Here is an 18,464-nt window from a genome sequence, read left to right as displayed (position 1 = left end):
TTTTGCTCCTCGCAAAATCGTATCCATGCTATAATGGGATCTAAACTTCCCTTATTTATTATCTTCTACCTCAGTTTTTTTCTCTGTTGGAGAGTCCTCTTTTTGGCCATCTTTAAATTCCTTAACGCCCTTACCCAACCCGCGCATCAATTCGGGAATCTTCTTGCCACCAAATAATAGTAACAATATTACTACAATGACAATTAACTCTTGCCCCCCGATTCCCATGATTAATAATGATGTTGACATAACTATAATTTCTTGTTTTTCAATTCTTTTAAACTAAATTTCTCGCTCTCCTTACAAATGTAAGGATAATTATTAAATATAGTAATTATTTCTTATCTAGCCAACCATGACATCGGGTTAAGTGGTGTCGTTCCCTGTAACACAGAAAACTCTACCATCGGAACCCCAGTATCTGAGTCGACATCAGCTGTTCCTATGGTTTGTCCTGTGCTTATTTTTTGTCCTTTTGAAACATTTACACCTGCCAAATTCATATACACTGTAAAGTATTCCCCATGTTTAATCATGACAATACGCTGTCCCATCATTGAAACTATACTTAACACTTCTCCATTAAATACTGCTTTCACAGCTGCACCGCTCGACGTTTGAATTTTAACCGTCTCATGATCCCAATTGACGTTTCTACCAACACTTTCTGAACCAAACTCTTGCATGATCTTCGCATTGGAAACAGGCCAAGGTAAACTACCGCGATTAGATCTAAAATCATTCGAAAGTTTAACAGCTTCCGGTGTGCTGCGCAAGATCTCAGAATCTGATTTTCGCGCAGTATTGCTGCTTTTTGAACTTGCGGCATTTTTATTTTTTGTATTCGTTGTAGGCTCATTTGCTTTACGATTTCGCTCAGCTGCAGCTTCAGCCGCACGGCGCGCAGCCTCAGCCCGGCGACGTTCAGCCTCAATCTCCCTTCTAATGATTTCCTTAATGGCTGCATTGATACGACGCTCCTCTTTTTGTTTTTGCGTAATATCTTTTTTCACGCCACGCTCTGTAACGATCAATTCACTTAATTGCCCTGAATAAACGGATCTTTGTTGCGATATGGTTCTCTTCTCATTTTCCTGCTCTTTCATTAAAGCAACCTGTTTGTTGCGGTCAGCTTGCAACTGAGCAATTTTCTGTTCAATCTGCTTCTTGGTATTTTCGATGTCGGCAGCTTTCAGCTTTCTAGAATCGTTGAACTGTTGTAAATATTTTACTCTTCTAAACCCTTGATTGAAATCTTTCGATGCAAAAATAAACATCAATTTATTGTATGCATTCCGATTTCTGAAAGCAAACATAACCATTTTCTCATAGTCACGTTTCATCTTCTCCAATTCAGCCTTTAATTTACTCACTGCAGCCGTATTGGCATTAATATGTCTATTAATCACAGCTACTTCGGAAGTAATGGTATTTATCTTCTGCTCGCGCAAATTAATCTGCTTACTCAATGCTGTCACTTGTTGTTGGGTCAATGATTTTTCTTTTGCAATTTCTTTGACCGTATTTTGTAATTCAGCAATTTCACGATTGAGCTTCTCACGTTGCTTTTCAAGTTCAGCTCTAGTTTGCGCCGATGAAATCCCAATCATGAATAGGAAAACAGCTATACCAAGTATTGTCTTTTTAAAGTTCATTTACAGTACTATTTTTTTGTGTTTGCCATCTTTCTAACTTATCACTTCATATCCTACTTTAGCAAACTAATTGCGAAAGTAATAAATCTAAATCATATAGACATCCTGTCATCGGATTACCTTATATCGCGACGATACTGAAAAAGGCATTTCGACAGGTTCATTAAAAGTAACTTTGTTAAAATTAATTTCTGTCTTAATTTCTTGGCGGCCATCAGAAATTATCATTTTTAAAAGCATCGGAAATTCCTGTCCCGAAGCCATAGCATATTCGCCATAGTTAGCTTCCAATAATTGTTTCTTTGAAAGCTGGGCTAATCTAAATTGATAAGGCCTATTGTTATTATTCAACCTATACAAAAAATCCAACTCATTGAGTTTACCGTCCAACTGAACGGACATTGAATCCTGCTTAAAGTTTACCTGATCAATATCAGACAGGAGATCCACAGATAGGTTGGCCAGCAATAAGTCTTGTAAGTTTCCAAAGGTCAGATCGGAACTAGCGAAACGGTATAGATAGTCAAAAGGCTTAACCATATATTCACTTTGGAACTTATTGAGGATCTGAACACTGTCTGGAGTTATTAGAACACGCGCCACTTCGATACCCAATGTAGCAGAAATGGAAATCCAGATTCGCTTGTCCTTTTCTATTCTAATAGTCGAATTGACGTCATAACTGTCCTTTCCCATATCAAGCCTCATTTTAGCTTTTCCCGAAAAAGTCGAATAATTCAAATTGGTCAAAAAAAGATTGCGTAAACTATTTTTCTTTGCCTCTCTGGTATTATCCTTTATAATCAATTCGTTTTGAGCCCTCAGCTCAGCTTCTTTCAGCATCCTCTTCTTCGAACTACAGGAAGAGAGCAACATCACTACAGCACAAGCCCAAACAATTTTATTCCACATAACTTTTTGTGTCAATCTTCTTTTTCAATTTCAGCTTATTATCATCCGAATCCACTCCTTTTTCCAAAGCCAAAGTCCATTGTTTAACAGCATCGTTTGTTTTCCCTAACTTAAACAGAATATCACCATAATGCTCCAGCAACACCGAAGTTTGTGGATTAGTATTTTTTAATGCCTTTTGAATCCAAACCAATGCTTCGTCATATTTTCCATCGGCAAATAGTACCCAAGCATAAGTATCCTCAAACGTACCATTATTAGGTTGCAAATCTGTTGCCTTAGCAGCGTATTTCGTAGCCTCATCAAGTCGCTCCTTTCTTAACGACAAATAGTAGGCTAAATTGTTCATTGCTGTCACATTTGTACTATCAAGTCGGATGGCTTCCATGTAAGCTGCGTCGGAGGCTTTATACATTTTAAGCGAGTTATAAATATCACCCAAGCCGCCATAGATATTTGCTTGTAAGAATGGAGATTCCTCCTGTGCATTATTGAGTGCTGCCTCCATAAACTTCCGACTATTTTCCATATCCTTCTTCATCAGATAAGCCATACTGGTAAAATAGAGTATTGTAGCGTTATTAGGCACATAATGCAAAGCTTCTCCGCCATGAGCGATTGCCTGATCGAATTCACCTTTATCCATATCCAAGCTCATTAACATTCGCCAGGCATCGATCTGATAAGGGTTCATACTAACCGCTACTGCCAAAGAGCTTTGCGCAGCAGTTTTATCATCTTTTAGCCATAGTACCTGCCCCTTTGCCATATGGCTTTCAGCAATCCGTGGATGAACCTCCACCAAGATATTAGCTAACTCCAGCAGCTGATCCGGTGTATAAGGCCCCTTTGGATTCAATAAGGTCATTATGATTCGATTTTTGTCTGCAAAGTCTATCTTTTTAGATTGAAACCCTTGTTTGAGTGCATCAAAGGATAACTTGAACTTTTTATCAAATCGGTATAGATCAGCTAAATCAAAATAAAGAAAGTCTTCTTTTGTGTTGAGAATTCCCTTATTGATATATTCAAGTGCTAGCTTCGAGTTTTTGGAAAGATTATAAGCTTGTGCCAGCTGACCATACACCTGGGCTAAAGAAGTCCCTTTATCCGCCCAGGGCTTCAAAAGCTCAATGACACTTTTATAATTGCCAGCATCATTCAACAACACACTACCGACCATATCCAACGTATCGGAAGCACCTGCAATTTCTTTGGTTTTATAAAAATACTCTAAGGCCACATCTTTATATCCGCCATTAAAAAGAAGCATGATGCGTTCGCGTTTAAGTGACGCGGTGTTATTATCATCCTGATCAATCAGCTTATCGAGATAAATCAATGCACTGTCAGCATCATTTTTACTTTTAAACGCGTCGACTGCGAAACTCAGATATTCTGGCTTAGACTGGATATCCAGCGCTTGCTTAATGGCTTGAATCGCTCCATCCTGATTTCTCATCTGAGCAAGAAGAATCGCTTTAGTGAAATAGATATCGTCTGCCTGCGGAAAGTCTGCGATGATAGCGTCAAGAGAATCCATACCTGGTCCAATTTTGCCTTGCTTCAATATCTCTTGCACATTTTTAAATCGGGTATCATATGGTTTTGTTTTCCTATCTTGTGATTGCGCGTGCAATGAATTCACTACCAAAAGGAACACGCCAATAAAACTTAAAAATCGTTTATTCAAAAAATTAAATCTCATCTACTTCCGCTAAATAATTAAAAATTTGTTCCTGCAATATACTAACTAATGTAACAATATTCATTCGAGGTAGTTGTAAAAATATTGAGATTAGGGGGGAGTGTGGCAAATTCGACTCGTTTTCAGCAAAATAAGCAAAATAGATTTTAAAATATAGAATATTAGATGTACCTTTGCAGACCCTTGAGATAAGGGGAAGAAAAATTTTTTAATAAATTATTTAAACAAAAGCAAGTGAATACGTTAAGTTACAAAACTGTCTCTGCCAACAAGAACACCGTTAACAAAGAGTGGATCGTTGTTGACGCTGAAGGAGAGATTTTGGGGCGTTTGGCGAGCAACATCGCGAAAGTAATTCGTGGTAAGCACAAGCCTACATTCACCCCACACGTAGACTGTGGAGATAACGTGATTGTTATCAATGCAGACAAAATCAAATTGACAGGAAACAAATTAGGCGACAAAGTTTACGTACGCTACACTGGATATCCAGGTGGTCAGCGTTTCGTTTCTCCTAAAGAGTTAATGGCTAAATTCCCTGAGCGCATCATTGAAAAAGCTGTTCGTGGTATGCTTCCTAAAAACCGTTTAGGTCGTCAATTGTTTAAGAACCTTTACGTTTATGCTGGTACTGAGCACAAGCATGAAGCACAAAATCCAAAACCAGTTAAATTTTAAGGAGAATCGACATGTCAACAACTAATACTTCAGGAAGAAGAAAAACTGCTGTTGCCCGCATTTACTTAACTGCTGGTAGCGGAAACATAATCATAAACGGTAAAGACCACAAAGAGTATTTCCCAACATTACCTTTGCAATACATCGCTACTCAATCTTTGAACGTAGCTGGTGAATTAGCAAACTTTGATGTAAAAGTAAACGTTAACGGAGGTGGTGTTAAAGGTCAAGCAGAAGCTGTTCGCTTAGCGATCGCAAAAGCATTGGTTGAACTTAACCCAGAAGTTAAACCTGCATTACGTGCTAAAGGTTTAGTAACGCGTGACGACCGTATGGTTGAGCGTAAGAAACCAGGACGTCGTAAAGCTCGTAGAAGATTCCAATTCAGTAAACGTTAATCAAAGGAGGATCAAAAAATGGCAAGAACTACTTATCAAGATTTATTGGATGCAGGTGTGCACTTTGGTCACCTTACACGTAAATGGGATCCGAAAATGGCTAAGTACATTTTCATGGAGCGCAACGGTATCCACATCATTGACTTGAACAAAACACTTACGAAGTTAGAAGAAGCTGCATCAGCTATCAAACAAATCGTAAAATCAGGTCGCAAAGTTTTATTCGTAGCTACGAAAAAACAAGCAAAAGAGATCATCGCACAACAAGCTAAAGAGGTCAACATGCCTTTCGTGACTGAGCGTTGGTTAGGTGGTATGCTTACAAACTTCGCTACAGTTCGTAAGTCTATCAAAAAAATGTCTAACATTGACAAAATGCAAAAAGACGGTACTTACGATGTATTGTCTAAAAAAGAGAAGTTGATGATTCAACGTGAGCGTATCAAATTAGAAAATCTTTTAGGAGGTATCGCTGATTTGAACCGTTTGCCAGCTGCTTTATTCATCATCGATGTGAAAAAAGAACACATCGCTGTTTCTGAAGCAATGAAATTAAACATCCCTACTTTTGCAATGGTAGATACAAACTCTGATCCTTCAAACATTGATTTCCCAATCCCTGCAAATGATGACGCTAGCAAATCTATTAGCTTAATCGCAGGTATCATTGGTCAAGCAATCCAAGAAGGTTTGGACGAGCGCAAACGCGACAAAGAAGAAGAAGCTGAAAAAGATGCTGCTGCTGCTAAAGCAAAAGCTGATAATGGTGAAGCTTCAGAAGCTAAACGTCCTCGCAAAGCGAAAGACGGAGAATAATATTTTTATTCCAAACCGGATGGCGTAGCGTTAGTTTCTGGAAAAGTTTACTTTTCTTGAACTAGCCTATCTGTCCGGTTTTTTGTTTAACAGAACCCGTTTAGCAAGGAATGTTAAACTTCATATTAGCTTAACCTTTTTTAAGTTAATATTGTACAAATTTCAGTCGTAAATAATAATAAAAAGAAATAAACATGTCAGTACAAATTTCTGCATCAGATGTAAACAAATTGCGTCAACAAACTGGCGCTGGTATGATGGATTGTAAAAAAGCTTTGGTTGAGTCTAATGGTGACTTCGAAGCTGCTGTAGATTACTTGCGTAAAAAAGGCGCTAAAGTAGCTGCTAGCCGTCAGGATCGCGACTCTAACGAAGGTGTTATCATCGCTAAAGCTACTGCTGATGGCAAATCAGGTATTGTAGTTGAAGTTAACTGTGAAACTGACTTCGTAGCTAAAAACGCAGACTTCGTAGCCTTCGCTGAAAAAATTGCAGATATTGCATTAAACCATAAGCCTGCTTCTTTGGAAGAATTAAAAGGTTTGGAACTTGATGGCAAAAATATCGCTGATTCTTTAATCGAGCAAACTGGTGTAATTGGTGAGAAAATCGACGTTTCTAAATACGAAACTATCACTGCTGAAAAAGTTATCGCTTATATTCACGGTAACTACCGTTTAGGTGTATTGGTAGGGCTTTCTGCTGACGCTGCTGGTGCTGAAGAAGCTGGTAAAGATGTTGCAATGCAAATTGCTGCAATGAACCCTATTGCAATTGATAAAGATGGTGTCGATCAAAACACAATTGAGCGTGAAATTGCTATTGCAAAAGAGCAAATCATCGCTGAAGGAAAACCAGCTGAAATGGCTGAAAAAATTGCTCAAGGTAAATTGAACAAATTCTTCAAAGATACAACCTTGTTAAACCAAGAGTTCGTAAAAGATTCTTCTAAAAATATTGCGCAATTCTTAGATTCAGTTTCTAAAGGATTGACTGTTACTGCTTTCAAACGCGTACAACTAGGCGCGTAAGCCTACCTCCATTCTATTAGTAGAAATGGATCTAACTAAAACAGGAGCTATTCAATGAATAGCTCCTGTTTTAGTTAGATCTTTTTTCCTCACTATACAATCTTCCCCGCCCCGCCCTTTTATTTTATATCAAATTTTATGTAACTTAAGGATACATAAAACTGGACGATATATGGGCATGTTAACAGAAAACGCACTAAAAGGAAAACGAATTCTGATCACTGGTGGTGGTACGGGGCTAGGCAAAGCAATGACAGATTACTTTCTCGAGCTTGGGGCCTCTTGCTTGATTACAAGTCGCAAAGATGATATTATACAACAGACAGCAAAAGAATTATCAGAAAAACATCAGGCTAAATGTCTTGCTGTGGCGGGGGACGTTCGCAATTATGATGATGTTGAACACGTCGTTTCATTTGGATATGAACATTTCGGTGGAATAGATATTCTCATAAATAATGCCGCTGGAAATTTTATCTCCCCTACTGAACGTTTAAGCCATAGAGCCTTTGAATCTGTCATTGGAATTGTCCTTCAAGGGAGTATAAATTATACCCTCGCGCTAGGAAAAAGGTGGATCGCGCAAAATGAACGAAATAAAGCTGTGCTCAGTATTGTCACAACCTATGCGTGGACGGGATCTGGATATGTCGTACCATCTGCAACAGCCAAGGCTGGAGTTCTAGCGCTAACCCGTTCGTTGGCTGTGGAATGGGGGAAAAAAGGGATACGACTAAACGCTATAGCACCAGGTCCATTTCAAACCTCCGGAGCCATGGAACGCTTGTTGCCTGGAGAATTAGGCGAACTTCTCTCCCCAACCAAACGTATCCCTTTGGGTCGCCTGGGTGAACTACAGGAACTTGCTAACCTCGCTGCTTATTTAGTATCTGACTATGCAAGTTATATCAACGGTGATGTCATCACTATAGATGGTGGAGAGTGGCTTAAAGGAGCCGGCGAATTTAATGGTTTGGATGTTATTCCGCAGGACCAGTGGGATAATATTGAAAAAATGACTAGGAATGCAAAAAGCACCTAACAATTCATTGGAATCAAAAATTATTTATATTTTATCATGAATGTAAATCCATAATTGTTCCATTACAACAAGAGGAAAAATTAAGTGTTTATTCTATTTTTCTTAGGTTTGTAGTTGGTATTTATTCAATAGAATCGTACATATGACGAATTTATCTTTCGCTTCTCAAAAAATCAAGCAGAAACAAAAAATAGAACTAAATAAAACAGGCTTTGATTTTGCTTTAGTATATATATTGGAGGGATCGATCCTTTCTAAAGAAAATAAGTTGAAATTTTCAAAAGGAAACTTACTCTTTTTGAATAAGACCTTTGAAACACTTGACACTAAGAAAGATGCAATAGTATTTGTCCTTTATTTTTCCGGTTCCTATTTTAAAGATCTTCATTTTATACAGCAAAATTTCAGACTTTCTTTCAGCCCGGTGGATATTTTCAATTCGAAGACATTTTTAAATAGGAGCCTATCCCTTAAGAAAGAAAATAAAAAATTGACAGAGCAGGTATTCGAACTGATACATCAATATGACCGTGAGGACGCAACGACTTCTATTTTCATATTCCACCAAATTATGTCTCTTTTCGCCTTAGTGGAAAATATTGTAAAGGACCTGGGCCTGCCTATTCATGCATCTTATGAAATGTCTCAAGAGATCGAGCAATATATTCATCAAAACATTTATTTTCCCGACAAATTACAAATTAAATCGATTGCCGATCAGTTTCAAATTTCCGCTAATTATTTTGGTGCATTTTTTAAAAAGCGATATGCTGTGAGTTATAAAACATATATCGATGATATTCGTATTAAACTTATTGAAGATAGGTTAGCTTCCAATACATATAGCATGAAACAAATTGTAGAAGAACTTGGATTTAACGATGAGAGTCACTTGACTAATTTTTATAAGAAGAAACGAAATATTACACCAAGCTCTTATAAAAGAGCTAAAAATAGCGCCTGATTAGTTGTCGAGCTGAATTCTACCATGGACACTATAATTTAGACAAAGCTGAATGGCTTCTCCTAAAACTAACATGTTCTGCCCTTTTTAAAATGAAATTTTATCTTTTTGGTATTTCAATAGCGCTTGAGCCCTACTTTGTCTAGTAAAATCCAAACTTTTTTTTATGTGAACTGTTTTAATGATGAATAAAAATTAGCAGAATTATGTCAAAAAAAGAATATAGAAACGGGAAAGTTGAAGAAGACTATCCAGATAAAGATCAGGACCTTACTTTTAACAAAGAGCTTGACAGTTATGAAATGGATGTCGACGGTAACGATCCAGATTATGCTCACCCAGCTGATTACGATACTATTGCAGAGGGTGCTGTTGATGATGATTCAACCTATGACAATTCAAACCCATTTGTGGGAGATGAATATGCTTCGAAAGATGAACTCCAGGGTGAAGATTTGGATCAGGCGAACATGCGAATTGAGACTTTTGATCATGAACGGTTATCTCCTTTAGACAAGAAATTAGCAGAGAATGAAGAAGATTTGAGAGATGATCTTGATGAAGAAGGATATCCTAAAAATGACAGATAGTTTCCGAAAATAAAACCATTGTAAGGGACCAAAAGGTCCCTTTTTCTATTTTTTGAAATAAGAATCTTTTATTTAAAAAATACAGTCTATACCGATCTCAACAGTAATCATAACTCCCAATTTTTACGTAAGTTTACTTTGAAGATTGTTATCATATGCAAAGTATATTACCGCTCATCCGGATCGTTGACCTTAAAAAATCGTACGGAACCAAGGAAATTTTGAAAGGAATCAACCTCGACATATTCCCAGGCCAAGTTATCGGATATATTGGCCCAAATGGGGCAGGCAAATCCACCACCGTTAAAATATTGACAGGACTAATTGAAGATTTCACAGGCACTGTAGAAATTAATGGTATCAACATTCAAGAAGATCCATTGGCCGTGAAAACATTGTTAGGATATGTTCCCGAGAATGCTGAATTATATGAAGTACTGACTCCAATTGAATATTTAGATTTTGTGGGTAAACTCTATGGAATGGAAAATAATATTATTCTGGAGCGTTCCTTAAAGTTATTGACTGCTTTTGGTCTTGAATCAAATGCAAATAATAGAATGGACACCTTCTCAAAAGGAATGCGTCAAAAAGTACTACTGATTTCAGGAATTATTCACAACCCTCAAATTATTGTTCTGGATGAACCCTTATCTGGACTTGATGCCAATGCTGTTATTTTTGTTAAGGAGCTTATTTCCTTGCTTGCAAAAGAAGGAAAAACAATTTTCTACTGCTCCCATATGATGGATGTTGTCGAAAAAGTATCCGATCGAATTTTACTTATAAACCAGGGGAGCATTATTGCGGATGGTACTATTGAGGAGCTAAAGACAGAAGCTAACGAATCTTTGGAGCATATATTTGCAAAATTAACAAATAGTGGCAGCAATACATTGGATGTCTCCAATATCATTAGAGCAATTCAATAACATGGAAAAACTCATCTTCAAGTTTATTCTTCTGTTTCCTGGGGTTTGGAAAAGCTTAGGTATTAATTTTGAACAGTTTAAGATCATCTTACAAACAAAAATCATTTTAGAAAACCGAAAACCTATTAGTTTTCGGAGACGTAGAACGGAGAAATCGTCCTCATCGTCTTCGATTTTACAATTTGTGTTATACCTGATTATTGGCTTGGTATTCATGGCCATACTTTTGTCGATTCCAGATAGATATTTAGCTGTTTCTATCATGCTGCTCACCTTTATCAGTATGCTTAGTATTACATTGGTTACTGATTTTTCACCTATATTATTAGATACCCGGGACCAGTATATCATTATGCCGCGTCCAGTTAACGACAGGACCCTATCGATTGCGCGAATAACTTTTATTGCAATAAAGCTGTTTAACCAAATAATTGCACTAACCGCACCAGTACTTGTTTATGTATTGTTTAATTGGGATATTACTTCAGTCCTTGTTCTATGTTTACAGCTTATGTTCAGCACCTTAATCGCTCTCATCGGTGTCAACGGATTTTACCTGATCTGTATTAAATACCTGCCCATCCAAAAGTTTAAAGATGTTATTACTTATATACAGATAGGCCTCTCACTGGTTCTTTTCCTGTCCTATTATGTTGGTCCAAATCTGATTCAATCTATTGTAGAATCTCATTTGACGATGGAACAGCTCCGATTTCTTTGGATATTTCCGAGTACATGGATTGCATCTTTTCAACCCTTAATCTTTGGAGACCAAAATTTACCCATTATCATGCTATCCATATTGGGGGCACTCACTCCCCTTGCAGGTGTCTATGCCTGTATCAAGTTATTTTCACGTGGATTTAATGCAAAAATAGCTGCATTGGCAAGCGCAGACAGCTTCCCCAATGAAAATTTACCTTTGAAGCAGAATCATGGATCTAAACTGCCTGTTTATAAATGGATATCCGCGAAAGTATGTTCATCCGCAGTTGAAGAGGCAGGATTTGGCATTGTATGGCTGATAAGTGCTAAAACAAGAGAATTTAAACAACAGCTCTACCCTTCGTTGGCTTATTTGCCTATTTACTTTACTTTTTTATTTATACGTACTGGAGAAGAGCTCCCAATGGCAGACAAGATATTAAAAATTCGGGATTCAGGCCTGTATATCATTATGTTCTATCTATCATTACTCACTATTTTAACCGTTTTCCAGCTTATTACTCAAAGCAACAAGTATAAAGCAGCTTGGATCTATCATACCGCTCCCATACACAAGCCGGGACAGTTGATGACCGGCGTTCTTAAGGCTTGTCTCATTAAGTATGTTTTACCTTTCAACGTCGTGTTTTTATGTATCTGTATACCCCTATTTGGTCTCAATTCAATTAATGATCTACTATTATCTTCTGCAGTTGGCGGCATTGAAAGTATTTTGATTATGCTTTTTATGGTCAAAAGCTACCCGTTTTCAAAAGCAAACCAATCCAATTCTAAAGCAATAACCAATTTATTCATCTTAGGCCTTTTGGGGATATTGGGCTTCTTACATAAAACAATCTTTCACTTCGAAACGCTAATTTGGATCTTAGCCGGACTCGGATGGATCATATTCTTTTTGATGTTAAAGTATTTACAGAAAGAAGATTGGAAAAGCCTTGCTTATGACGACAATTGATGAAACATACAGATTGTCTACCACCAACGAATAACATTTGAACAGGCATTTTGCTAAAAACGCTTAATCTCTTTAGCCGAATATCTAAAGAGGCAAGCAGTATTCAGAGGGGGTAAAAAAATAACTATTCTCCATAAGGCAATAAAAGGGCTATACTTTCCTCTAGCCACCAAAATAAGGTATTTTGTAAAACAAGATATTTTACATAAAAAAAGCATCAACCTAAAGAGATTGATGCTTTTAGTAGCGGGGAGCAGAATCGAACTGCCGACCTTTGGGTTATGAATCCAACGCTCTAACCATCTGAGCTACCCCGCCGTTTCGGTATGCAAATATACCACTTCATGTGTCAATTCAAAAGATTTTTTTATTTTTTTACCAATTATCTAGTATTAAAACCGTCTATTAAGCGCAACAAACTCATTTTTAACCAAGTAAATTTATTATCTAAAAAAAGCACATAACTTTTAAAAATTTGATCGTATTAAAAACGTAATATTTATCAAAATAAGGACTCAACTTTTCATAAAAAAACTTGCAATAACAAAATAAATATGTATTATTACAAATAATAAGTTTATGCAATAAAAAGCAATTTTGGAAGAGATTTGTAGCGGGGAGCAGAATCGAACTGCCGACCTTTGGGTTATGAATCCAACGCTCTAACCATCTGAGCTACCCCGCCATTTTGGGAATGCAAATATAGCTTATTTTTGATTTAAACAAACTAATATTTAAAAAAACATTTATATGGCAGATAAAATAAAATTCCAACTAGAATATATCATCAACTCTTCACCTAGAATTTTATTTCCGTATTTGCAAGAACCAAACGAATTGGCACAATGGTTTGCAGATGATGTAAACTATAAAGACACCGTTTATACTTTCATTTGGGATGATGAACCACACCGAGCAAAAATTGTAGCATCGAAAGAAAATAAATCCGTACGCTTTAAATGGCTCGATGATGATCCCTATTATTTCGATCTGGAGATCGACCAAGATGAACTAACAAATGATGTTGCTCTTAAAATAACTGATTTCGCTAAAGAAGAAGATCTTGAAAACAGAAAATTAATTTGGAAAAATTCAATAGTCTACCTTCAGAGTGTTATAGGTGCATAAAAAAGCCTATCTTTGCAATATAATCCACCAAGAACTCCTAGGGGAGTTCTTTGGTGTAGAGATGCCTTAATGCAAAGGCATCAATTTGCTTAGCGTCACGGATGAAAAAAGTTCATTTACTTATTCTTCAAGCTTTCATAAAACCATTTATTGTCACATTTTTTATTGTGATGTTTGTGCTATTGATGCTTTTTCTATTCAAGTATATAGATGATTTGATTGGAAAAGGCTTCGAATGGTACACAATCATGGAGTTAATTGGCTATCAATGCGTTGTTCAAATTCAAATGGCAATGCCCTTATCCATGTTACTCTCCTCCATTATGACATTTGGAAATCTGGGTGAAAGCTATGAATTGGTTGCAATTAAGGCTGCCGGCGTATCTTTGCGCAAAGCGATGACTCCGCTATTCGTACTCGTCGCAATTTTCGCAACAAGTTCTTTTCTTTTCTCCGACTATATCCTTCCTGTAGTTAATCTGAAAATGGGGACATTACTTACAGATGTACGTAATAAAAAGGCCGATTTCCTTATTAAACCCGGAATATTTAACAATACGATCCCAGGCTACTCCATCCGCGCCCGAGGAAAAAACAAAGCGGGAACAATTCTCTACGACTTGATGATCTACGATCACCGCGGTGGCAATACGGCCAATAATGTACTTATGGCAAAAGAAGGCTATATCTACAATTCTCCCGACAACAATTATATGATTCTTAAACTTAAGGATGGTATACGTTACGAGGAGGCCCGAACTAAAAACTCCAAAACCTACGATCCACGTCAGCAATTTACGCGATTTAAATTCAAAGAAACTGAGCAAAAGTTTGATATGGGAAGCTTTCAACAGGGTAAAACAGATGAAAACCTCTTCAAGAGCCACCATGCCATGTTAAATTTGAAACAGTTGGACATGTATATCGACTCGAATCATATTAAGTTAGATAGTATGGGAAAAGCAATTTCCCGGACATTAGATACGCGATATAATATCTACTCGAAATATTTTAGTGCCAATCAACCTGGACAGCCCAAGGTCAAAGAAGCTAAAATCAAGCCTTTTAAAAATCTGATTACCGATCTTGTACCTCAAGAACAACGTTCACAGGTTACTATGAATGCACTAAACCAGTTGAATTATCTGAAGGAAGATCTGAATGGCCGTACGCTTGAGTTTAAAGATTATAAATCGAAAGATATCCGCTATCGCATTGAGTGGCATCGCAAGTTTACCCTTGCTGTCTCCTGTCTTTTGTTGTTTGCCATCGGAGCTCCGCTTGGGGCCATTATCAGAAAGGGAGGGCTTGGTCTTCCTGTAGTTATGGCCATTATATTCTTTCTGATTTATCATATTATTTCTACGGTAGCTGAAAAAACGGCTAAAGACGGCGCGATATCATCGGGTGTGGGGATGTGGATGGCAATCATTGTCTTAACACCACTTGCTGCTTTTCTAACGTATAAATCGACAACAGACTCCGCTTTATTTGATATTGATCAATATAAGTTAAAAGTAGAAGCCGCATGGAAATGGGTGAAAGAAAAGTTTTTAAAAAAGAATAATTTAAAAGAATCACATTAGATTGTGACAGGGCTATTATAAATAAATTTAGATTCTACACTAACTTTGTACCAATTACAATATATCAATAAATGGATTTCAAATTAAACACGATCGAAGAAGCGATCGCTGATATACAAGCAGGAAAAGTAGTAATCGTAGTGGATGACGAAGACCGCGAGAATGAAGGAGACTTTGTCACTGCTGCTCGCAATGCCACTCCTGAAATCATAAACTTTATGGCCACTCACGGGCGTGGTTTGGTATGTGCTCCGATAACGAAAGAAAGAGCAGATGCATTACACCTTGATCTCATGGTGGGGCAGAATACAGCGGTATATGAAACGAACTTTACTGTTTCCATTGACCTTCAGGGATATGGCTGTACAACAGGAATTTCTGCGTCAGACCGTTCGAAAACAATTAAAGCAATGATTGATCCTAATATTCACTACGAAGAATTAGGTAGACCAGGTCATATTTTCCCTTTAATAGCAAAAGATGGCGGCGTGCTACGTCGTACTGGTCATACTGAGGCTACAGTTGACCTGGCTCGATTAGCAGGATTTGAACCTGCAGGTGTATTGGTTGAGATTTTAAAAGAGGACGGCGAAATGGCTAGGCTTCCCGAACTCATGGATGTTGCTAAAAAATTCGATTTAAAGATCGTAAGTATTGAAGATCTGATCGAGTACCGCCTTAAACACGACTCTTTAATCAATGAAGAAGTCACCGTTAATATGCCAACACAATATGGTGATTTTAAAATGAAAGCTTTTACGCAGAAAGATACTGGCGAACAGCATTTAGCTCTTTACAAAGGTGACTGGAATGAAGACGAGCCTATTTTAGTTCGTGTGCATAGTTCTTGTGTTACAGGAGATATTTTTGGGTCTTGCCGATGCGATTGTGGCCCTCAGCTGCACAAGGCAATGGAAATGATCCAGCAGGAAGGTAAAGGTGTCATCGTGTACATGAATCAAGAAGGACGAGGTATTGGACTGATCAATAAACTACACGCATACAAGTTGCAAGAAAATGGATTAGACACAGTAGATGCCAATGTACAATTAGGATTTAAGGCAGATTTAAGAGACTATGGCGTAGGTGCACAGATCCTAAGAAATCTGGGGGTCACAAAAATGCGCCTCATGTCAAACAATCCTACAAAACGTGCTGGTTTGGTGGGCTATGGTCTTGAAATTGTAGAAAATGTACCTATTGAAATAACAGCAAATCCATTTAACGAAGAATATCTAAAAACCAAACGGGATCGTATGGGTCATACGATCATGAAAAATTTATAAGGACGATTTCGAAAAAGCGGTGTCTCAAAAAGCGCCGCTTTTTTCACTCATATGCCCCCCGCCATAGTAATTCCTTCCTTTTTTATGATCCTTTCATGGCAGTACTCTCAATAAATAGCAGTAACTTCAGCGTATGGAACAACAAAGAAAACATATCATTTTTTTTGATGGGGATTGCTTGATTTGTAATCGGTTTGTTCAAAAACTATTAAGAATAGATCGTAAGAAAAAATTCTTATTTAGTTCCCTGCAGTCCGAATTTAGTAGGGCCACGCTGAAAAATATTCCCAAAAAAATTGATTCAATCGTTTATTTATCTCCTGAAGGCAGCTTTATCAAAAGTGAAGCTGTGCTCAAAATCATTAAGCAATTGGGTTTTCCCTACACCATATGTTATTTACTGAAGATTTTACCCATTGCATGGAGAGATGCGCTTTATGACTATTTTGCTAAAAACCGTTATCAATGGTTTGGAAAAAATGAGTCTTGTAAGATACCTTCAAAAGCTGAAAGAGAGAGGTTCATTTGAACGAGAAATAAATTATTGAACAGAATTTCAATTTGAGGTGTTTAAACTATACTTGTAACAATAAAATTTACATCGATGAAAAATAAACTTTTAATTGAGAGTGCTTATATCAATGGGAAATTTATTACATCAAAACACACTTTTGACGTCATAAATCCTGCTACAGGAAAAGTTATCGCTTCATTACCTGATTTGAAAGTGGCCGATTGCAGTAAAGCGATAGATTTTGCTGACAAAGCGTGGAAAAGCTGGAAAAACACAACTGTAGTGGAACGTTCCGATATCCTCCGTAAATGGTACAATCTTATTCAAGAGCATAAGGACGATCTTGCAGAAATCATGACTTTGGAAAGTGGGAAACCACTAAGTGAATCTATGGTAGAAGTGGATTATGGTAGTTCTTTTGTAGCGTGGTTTTCAGAAGAAGGAAAAAGAGCCTATGGTGAAACGATACCTTCCCAGAATAAAGGTAGCAGGATGATGACAATTAAACAAGGTGTAGGTGTCGTCGCGGCAATTACACCCTGGAATTTTCCCATAGCGATGGTGACCCGAAAAGTAGCTCCTGCATTGGCCGCTGGTTGTACAGTGGTACTCAAACCAGCTTCACAGACCCCGTTTTCAGCGATCGCACTAGCGAAACTTGCTGAAGAGGCAGGCGTTCCCAAGGGGGTGCTCAATGTCATTACAGGAAGAGATAGCAGCGGAATAGGAAGAGAGTTAGCGACGAACGATCTGGTGAGAAAGCTTTCTTTCACAGGATCTACCGAAGTAGGAAAAACACTTATAGAACAATCAGCCTCGAACATCAAAAAAGTATCAATGGAGCTTGGCGGTAATGCCCCATTCCTAGTTTTTAACGATGCCGATATTGATGCAGCTGTAGAAGGTGCTATCGCTGGTAAATTTAGAAATTCCGGGCAGACATGTGTATCAATTAATAGATTTCTTGTTCAAGAAGATGTTTACGATGAGTTTTCAATGAAACTTACCCAAGCCGTTAGTAAACTAAAGGTTGGCAATGGGCTTGATAAAGGTGTCCAGGTCGGCCCACTTATTAATACAAAAGGCTTAGAAAAAGTAAAACATCATGTGCAAGATGCCTTAAATCACGGTGCCGAATTGGCTGCTGGAGGTAACGTAATCAAAGGCCTATTTTTCCAGCCTACTGTTCTGACGAACATTCCAAAAGAAGCACTTATATTTAGGGAGGAGACCTTTGGCCCAATCTGCGCCCTTTTCAGCTTTAAAACAGAAGAAGATGGCATAGCGATGGCCAACAATACTGAATTTGGTCTCGCCTCCTATTTTTATAGTACAAATATCAATCGCTGTTTCCGGGTAGCTGAGCAACTTGAAGCCGGCATGGTCGGTGTCAATACCGGTCTTATTTCAAATGCAGCCGCACCTTTTGGTGGGGTAAAACAATCAGGAGTTGGTCGAGAAGGATCAAAACATGGCTTAGATGAATATATGGAATTAAAATATATCTGCTTCGGCGGAGAATAAAAAAGAAGCTGTCTCAAAT

At 37.7% G+C, this 18,464-nt stretch carries 18 protein-coding genes and 2 tRNA genes; 14 read left to right on the top strand and 6 right to left on the bottom strand.

Annotation, left to right across the window (positions count from 1 at the left end; all coding sequences use genetic code 11):
- Nucleotides 1-51 precede the first annotated feature (51 nt).
- The 4 genes from tatA to B3139_RS08545 all read right to left on the bottom strand — a co-directional run bounded on the left by tatA (nucleotide 52) and on the right by B3139_RS08545 (nucleotide 4,275).
- The gene (tatA, locus tag B3139_RS08560) at nucleotides 52-249 is read right to left on the bottom strand and encodes a twin-arginine translocase TatA/TatE family subunit (RefSeq protein WP_209581473.1); all 198 of its coding nucleotides are present in this window, start codon (nucleotides 247-249) and stop codon (nucleotides 52-54) included.
- Between the two features lie 92 nt (nucleotides 250-341).
- Entirely contained in the window at nucleotides 342-1,655 is a 1,314-nt protein-coding gene (locus B3139_RS08555) for a murein hydrolase activator EnvC family protein (protein ID WP_293881875.1), read from the bottom strand.
- A 108-nt stretch (nucleotides 1,656-1,763) separates the two neighbouring features.
- Nucleotides 1,764-2,567: a DUF4292 domain-containing protein gene (locus B3139_RS08550; RefSeq protein WP_209581468.1), complete on the bottom strand. Its 804-nt coding sequence runs from the start codon at nucleotides 2,565-2,567 to the stop codon at nucleotides 1,764-1,766.
- Nucleotides 2,557-4,275 (bottom strand): tetratricopeptide repeat protein, encoded by a 1,719-nt coding sequence (locus B3139_RS08545; protein WP_293881871.1) that lies wholly within the window; start codon nucleotides 4,273-4,275, stop codon nucleotides 2,557-2,559. The genes B3139_RS08550 and B3139_RS08545 overlap by 11 nt, the downstream gene beginning before the upstream one ends.
- Before the next feature lie 234 nt (nucleotides 4,276-4,509).
- Here B3139_RS08545 and rplM point away from each other — a divergent pair, with 234 nt between their 5' ends.
- The 9 genes from rplM to B3139_RS08500 all read left to right on the top strand — a co-directional run bounded on the left by rplM (nucleotide 4,510) and on the right by B3139_RS08500 (nucleotide 12,407).
- Nucleotides 4,510-4,953 carry a 50S ribosomal protein L13 gene (gene rplM, locus B3139_RS08540; protein WP_046671993.1) on the top strand — a complete coding sequence of 148 codons (444 nt, stop codon included), beginning with the start codon at nucleotides 4,510-4,512 and terminating at the stop codon, nucleotides 4,951-4,953.
- A gap of 11 nt (nucleotides 4,954-4,964) precedes the next feature.
- On the top strand, nucleotides 4,965-5,351 hold the full coding sequence (rpsI, locus tag B3139_RS08535) for a 30S ribosomal protein S9 (RefSeq protein WP_209581462.1): 387 nt from the start codon (nucleotides 4,965-4,967) through the stop codon (nucleotides 5,349-5,351).
- Between the two features lie 18 nt (nucleotides 5,352-5,369).
- Nucleotides 5,370-6,167, top strand: a complete 798-nt coding sequence (gene rpsB / locus B3139_RS08530; protein ID WP_075994149.1) for a 30S ribosomal protein S2 — start codon at nucleotides 5,370-5,372, stop codon at nucleotides 6,165-6,167.
- A 194-nt stretch (nucleotides 6,168-6,361) separates the two neighbouring features.
- Nucleotides 6,362-7,198: a translation elongation factor Ts gene (tsf, locus tag B3139_RS08525; protein ID WP_209581459.1), complete on the top strand. Its 837-nt coding sequence runs from the start codon at nucleotides 6,362-6,364 to the stop codon at nucleotides 7,196-7,198.
- Between the two features lie 178 nt (nucleotides 7,199-7,376).
- Nucleotides 7,377-8,240: an SDR family oxidoreductase gene (locus B3139_RS08520; RefSeq protein ID WP_293882013.1), complete on the top strand. Its 864-nt coding sequence runs from the start codon at nucleotides 7,377-7,379 to the stop codon at nucleotides 8,238-8,240.
- Between the two features lie 142 nt (nucleotides 8,241-8,382).
- On the top strand, nucleotides 8,383-9,204 hold the full coding sequence (locus tag B3139_RS08515) for a helix-turn-helix domain-containing protein (RefSeq protein ID WP_293881859.1): 822 nt from the start codon (nucleotides 8,383-8,385) through the stop codon (nucleotides 9,202-9,204).
- 206 nt (nucleotides 9,205-9,410) lie between these two features.
- On the top strand, nucleotides 9,411-9,794 hold the full coding sequence (locus tag B3139_RS08510) for a hypothetical protein (RefSeq protein ID WP_293881857.1): 384 nt from the start codon (nucleotides 9,411-9,413) through the stop codon (nucleotides 9,792-9,794).
- A 155-nt stretch (nucleotides 9,795-9,949) separates the two neighbouring features.
- Complete coding sequence (locus tag B3139_RS08505) at nucleotides 9,950-10,726, top strand: ABC transporter ATP-binding protein (RefSeq protein WP_293881855.1); 777 nt, start codon at nucleotides 9,950-9,952, stop codon at nucleotides 10,724-10,726.
- Between the two features lies 1 nt (nucleotide 10,727).
- The gene (locus B3139_RS08500; RefSeq protein ID WP_293881853.1) at nucleotides 10,728-12,407 is read left to right on the top strand and encodes a hypothetical protein; all 1,680 of its coding nucleotides are present in this window, start codon (nucleotides 10,728-10,730) and stop codon (nucleotides 12,405-12,407) included.
- Nucleotides 12,408-12,651: 244 nt separating this feature from the next.
- On the opposite strand, the gene B3139_RS08495 is transcribed toward B3139_RS08500, so the two are convergent.
- Nucleotides 12,652-12,725: transfer RNA gene (locus B3139_RS08495), tRNA-Met, on the bottom strand.
- Between the two features lie 293 nt (nucleotides 12,726-13,018).
- Nucleotides 13,019-13,092, bottom strand: a tRNA-Met gene (locus B3139_RS08490).
- A 65-nt stretch (nucleotides 13,093-13,157) separates the two neighbouring features.
- Between B3139_RS08490 and B3139_RS08485 the strand changes: the two genes are divergently transcribed.
- The 5 genes from B3139_RS08485 to B3139_RS08465 all read left to right on the top strand — a co-directional run bounded on the left by B3139_RS08485 (nucleotide 13,158) and on the right by B3139_RS08465 (nucleotide 18,445).
- On the top strand, nucleotides 13,158-13,535 hold the full coding sequence (locus B3139_RS08485) for an START-like domain-containing protein (protein ID WP_028070596.1): 378 nt from the start codon (nucleotides 13,158-13,160) through the stop codon (nucleotides 13,533-13,535).
- Nucleotides 13,536-13,636: 101 nt separating this feature from the next.
- Nucleotides 13,637-15,121: an LptF/LptG family permease gene (locus B3139_RS08480; RefSeq protein WP_293881846.1), complete on the top strand. Its 1,485-nt coding sequence runs from the start codon at nucleotides 13,637-13,639 to the stop codon at nucleotides 15,119-15,121.
- Between the two features lie 71 nt (nucleotides 15,122-15,192).
- Complete coding sequence (locus B3139_RS08475) at nucleotides 15,193-16,407, top strand: bifunctional 3,4-dihydroxy-2-butanone-4-phosphate synthase/GTP cyclohydrolase II (protein WP_293881844.1); 1,215 nt, start codon at nucleotides 15,193-15,195, stop codon at nucleotides 16,405-16,407.
- A gap of 133 nt (nucleotides 16,408-16,540) precedes the next feature.
- Nucleotides 16,541-16,936 carry a thiol-disulfide oxidoreductase DCC family protein gene (locus tag B3139_RS08470; protein WP_293881842.1) on the top strand — a complete coding sequence of 132 codons (396 nt, stop codon included), beginning with the start codon at nucleotides 16,541-16,543 and terminating at the stop codon, nucleotides 16,934-16,936.
- Nucleotides 16,937-17,011: 75 nt separating this feature from the next.
- Complete coding sequence (locus tag B3139_RS08465; protein WP_293881840.1) at nucleotides 17,012-18,445, top strand: NAD-dependent succinate-semialdehyde dehydrogenase; 1,434 nt, start codon at nucleotides 17,012-17,014, stop codon at nucleotides 18,443-18,445.
- Nucleotides 18,446-18,464: the final 19 nt, after the last annotated feature.

It is taken from the genome of Sphingobacterium sp. UBA1498 (assembly GCF_002325125.1).
Lineage (GTDB): Bacteria > Bacteroidota > Bacteroidia > Sphingobacteriales > Sphingobacteriaceae > Sphingobacterium.
This window is presented reverse-complemented; position numbering and strand designations above follow the sequence as displayed.

Excerpts from the sequence above, each read along its gene's own strand:
- rpsI (WP_209581462.1), top strand. The coding sequence starts at position 4,965 with ATGTCAACAACTAATACTTCAGGAAGAAGAAAAACTGCTGTTGCCCGC.
- tatA (WP_209581473.1), bottom strand. The coding sequence starts at position 249 with ATGTCAACATCATTATTAATCATGGGAATCGGGGGGCAAGAGTTAATT.
- B3139_RS08500 (WP_293881853.1), top strand. The coding sequence starts at position 10,728 with ATGGAAAAACTCATCTTCAAGTTTATTCTTCTGTTTCCTGGGGTTTGG.
- B3139_RS08555 (WP_293881875.1), bottom strand. The coding sequence starts at position 1,655 with ATGAACTTTAAAAAGACAATACTTGGTATAGCTGTTTTCCTATTCATG.
- B3139_RS08550 (WP_209581468.1), bottom strand. The coding sequence starts at position 2,567 with ATGTGGAATAAAATTGTTTGGGCTTGTGCTGTAGTGATGTTGCTCTCT.
- B3139_RS08485 (WP_028070596.1), top strand. The coding sequence starts at position 13,158 with ATGGCAGATAAAATAAAATTCCAACTAGAATATATCATCAACTCTTCA.
- rpsB (WP_075994149.1), top strand. The coding sequence starts at position 5,370 with ATGGCAAGAACTACTTATCAAGATTTATTGGATGCAGGTGTGCACTTT.
- B3139_RS08520 (WP_293882013.1), top strand. The coding sequence starts at position 7,377 with ATGTTAACAGAAAACGCACTAAAAGGAAAACGAATTCTGATCACTGGT.
- B3139_RS08470 (WP_293881842.1), top strand. The coding sequence starts at position 16,541 with ATGGAACAACAAAGAAAACATATCATTTTTTTTGATGGGGATTGCTTG.
- B3139_RS08510 (WP_293881857.1), top strand. The coding sequence starts at position 9,411 with ATGTCAAAAAAAGAATATAGAAACGGGAAAGTTGAAGAAGACTATCCA.
- B3139_RS08480 (WP_293881846.1), top strand. The coding sequence starts at position 13,637 with ATGAAAAAAGTTCATTTACTTATTCTTCAAGCTTTCATAAAACCATTT.
- B3139_RS08545 (WP_293881871.1), bottom strand. The coding sequence starts at position 4,275 with ATGAGATTTAATTTTTTGAATAAACGATTTTTAAGTTTTATTGGCGTG.
- B3139_RS08465 (WP_293881840.1), top strand. The coding sequence starts at position 17,012 with ATGAAAAATAAACTTTTAATTGAGAGTGCTTATATCAATGGGAAATTT.
- B3139_RS08475 (WP_293881844.1), top strand. The coding sequence starts at position 15,193 with ATGGATTTCAAATTAAACACGATCGAAGAAGCGATCGCTGATATACAA.
- B3139_RS08505 (WP_293881855.1), top strand. The coding sequence starts at position 9,950 with ATGCAAAGTATATTACCGCTCATCCGGATCGTTGACCTTAAAAAATCG.
- B3139_RS08515 (WP_293881859.1), top strand. The coding sequence starts at position 8,383 with ATGACGAATTTATCTTTCGCTTCTCAAAAAATCAAGCAGAAACAAAAA.
- tsf (WP_209581459.1), top strand. The coding sequence starts at position 6,362 with ATGTCAGTACAAATTTCTGCATCAGATGTAAACAAATTGCGTCAACAA.